The organism is Mycobacterium sp. 852002-51163_SCH5372311, from assembly GCF_001667115.1.
GTDB lineage: Bacteria > Actinomycetota > Actinomycetes > Mycobacteriales > Mycobacteriaceae > Mycobacterium.
The window spans coordinates 1-2,049 of record NZ_LZIJ01000140.1; the positions used below are offsets into that span (position 1 = coordinate 1).

Annotated in this window: 2 protein-coding genes and 2 pseudogenes; 2 read left to right on the top strand and 2 right to left on the bottom strand. The window is 68.0% G+C overall.

Features of this window, described 5'->3' with window-relative positions; translation table 11 throughout:
* Positions 1-280, top strand: a pseudogene (locus tag A5791_RS16515) (hypothetical protein); the annotation flags it as partial.
* Position 281: 1 nt separating this feature from the next.
* Positions 282-884, top strand: a complete 603-nt coding sequence (locus tag A5791_RS16520; protein WP_067239011.1) for a TetR/AcrR family transcriptional regulator — start codon at positions 282-284, stop codon at positions 882-884.
* Here the strand turns inward: A5791_RS16520 and A5791_RS16525 are convergent.
* Together A5791_RS16525 and A5791_RS26835 are read right to left on the bottom strand one after the other, a co-directional pair.
* Entirely contained in the window at positions 881-1,765 is an 885-nt protein-coding gene (locus A5791_RS16525; RefSeq protein WP_067239015.1) for a D-alanyl-D-alanine carboxypeptidase family protein, read from the bottom strand. The genes A5791_RS16520 and A5791_RS16525 overlap by 4 nt on opposite strands.
* 44 nt (positions 1,766-1,809) lie before the next feature.
* Positions 1,810-2,049 (bottom strand): annotated as a pseudogene (locus tag A5791_RS26835) (hypothetical protein); the annotation flags it as partial.

Consider the following 2,049-nt stretch of genomic DNA (forward strand, 5'->3'; position numbering starts at 1 on the left):
GGGCGACCGGGCGGATTTCGTGGTCATCGACCCGGCCCACCTGGACGAGTCGCTGGACGGATACCACGAGGAAGCGGTGCCGTTCTACGGCGGTCTACGGCGGATGGTGAACCGCAACGACGCGACCGTGGCAGCGACGGGCGTCGGCGGCGTAGTGGTATTCCGCAACGGTCGATTCCGCGACGGCTATGGTCAGACTATGAAGTCGGGCCGATACCTGCGGGCGGGCGAGCGCCAGGCACTTCGGAAAGAACGGCGTGTCCTGAGCGTCAGCGCCTGAGATGCCCAGGACCCAGCAGCAGCGCCGCGAAGAGACCGTTGCACGCCTACTCGAGGCTTGCATCGCCACCATCATCGAGGTCGGATACGCCAGGGCGTCCGCAGCCGAGATCACCAAGCGCGCAGGAGTGTCCGTGGGCGCCCTGTTCCGGCATTTCGCAACGATGGGCGATTTTATGGCCGCGACAGCATCTGAGGTGCTGCGCCGCCAGCTGGAGCAGGGCATCAAGCAGGTCGCTGCGATACCGCCCGATCAGCCGCCCCTGGAAGCGGCCCTGACGATTCTGCGGGACATAACCCGCGGCCCTGGGAATGCGGTGCTCTACGAACTGCTGGTCGCCGCGCGCACCGACGCGAAGCTCAAAGCCACTCTGCAGCAAGAGCTCGGGCAGTATGCCGAAAAGATCATCGACGCTTGCCGGACGCTGCCGGGCGCAGAGCAGTTCCCAGAGGACAAATTCCCGGTGATCGTCGGATTAGTGGCGAACGTGTTCGACGGCGCCGCCCTGGTGCAAGGAGTGGTGCCGGTGCCGGAGCTGGACGAGCAGCGGATCCCGATGCTGCTGGCGCTGCTGAACGCCGCCCTGCAGCACCCGGGCTTTTAGAGCGAGCCGATGCTGGCCTGTGGGCTCAGCGCGAAGCCCCAGTCGAGCAGGCTCGCGGCTTGGTCCCAATACGTCGGTCCGCCCGCTTTGACCACCCCGTACATCATGGCGATCACCAGGCGGCGGCCGCCGCGGGCGGCCGCGCCGACGAATGTCTTGCGGGCGGCATTGGTGAACCCGGTCTTGCCGCCGATCGCGCCCGGGTAGCGCTGCAACAGCTCGTCCTGGTTGAGGATCGGCTGGTCACCGTGATCGCCGGGGAACATCGCCGACGGCTCGGCGGTGATGTGCGCGAACACCGGATTGGCCATCGCGGCCCGGAAGATGACGGCCAGGTCGTGCGCCGTGGACCACCCCGAGCCGCCGGGCCCGTCCAGACCTGACGGAGTGGCGGCCTGGGTGGTCACCGCGCCGAGGGCCGCGGCTTTGGAGTTCATCTTGGCAACCGCGGCGTCCTGACCGCCCAGCATGTGTGCCAGCGTGTTGGCGGCGTCGTTGCCCGAAACCAGCAGCAGGCCGTCGAGCAGCTGGCGCGCGGTATACGTGCGGCCCGGCTTGACGCCGACGCAATTGCATTCCACCTGGGTGTCCGCGACGTCGGCGACGACGGTGGAGTTGAGGTCCAGCTCGTCCAGAACCACCAGCGCCAACAGCACCTTGATGGTGCTCGCGGGCGGGTGGGCCACGTTCTGGTCGCGGTCGGCGAGCACCTGACCGCTGTCGAGGTCGGCCACAATCCAGGTCTGGGCCGGGCCGTCCGGGATCGGCACCGAGCCGACCGGCTGAACGGCGGTGTCGGCCCTCGAAATCGGGGTTGCGGTGCCGGCGCCGACGGCAGCGGCCGTCACCAGCGCAGCGGCGATGACCATGAGCTTTCGCATGGGCGCAGAGTCTAACTTCCCAGTCCGGGCAGGGCTATTTTTCCCTAGACAGCGGCGACCATCGGCTGGGCCACCGTCCGGGTGGTCGCCGGGGCCGGCGTGTTGGCGCGCAGGAAGCTGCCGGTGCGCTGCGTGCCGACCACCTCGGTGGGCTCCCCGTTGAGGAAGACCGCATGTCCCGCGACGAACACGGCGCTGACGGTGTCGTCGTTGCGGTTGACCATCCGCGACAGTCCGCCGTACTGCTCGACCGTCTGTTCGGCGTAGCTGTCGAGTGAGTCGTC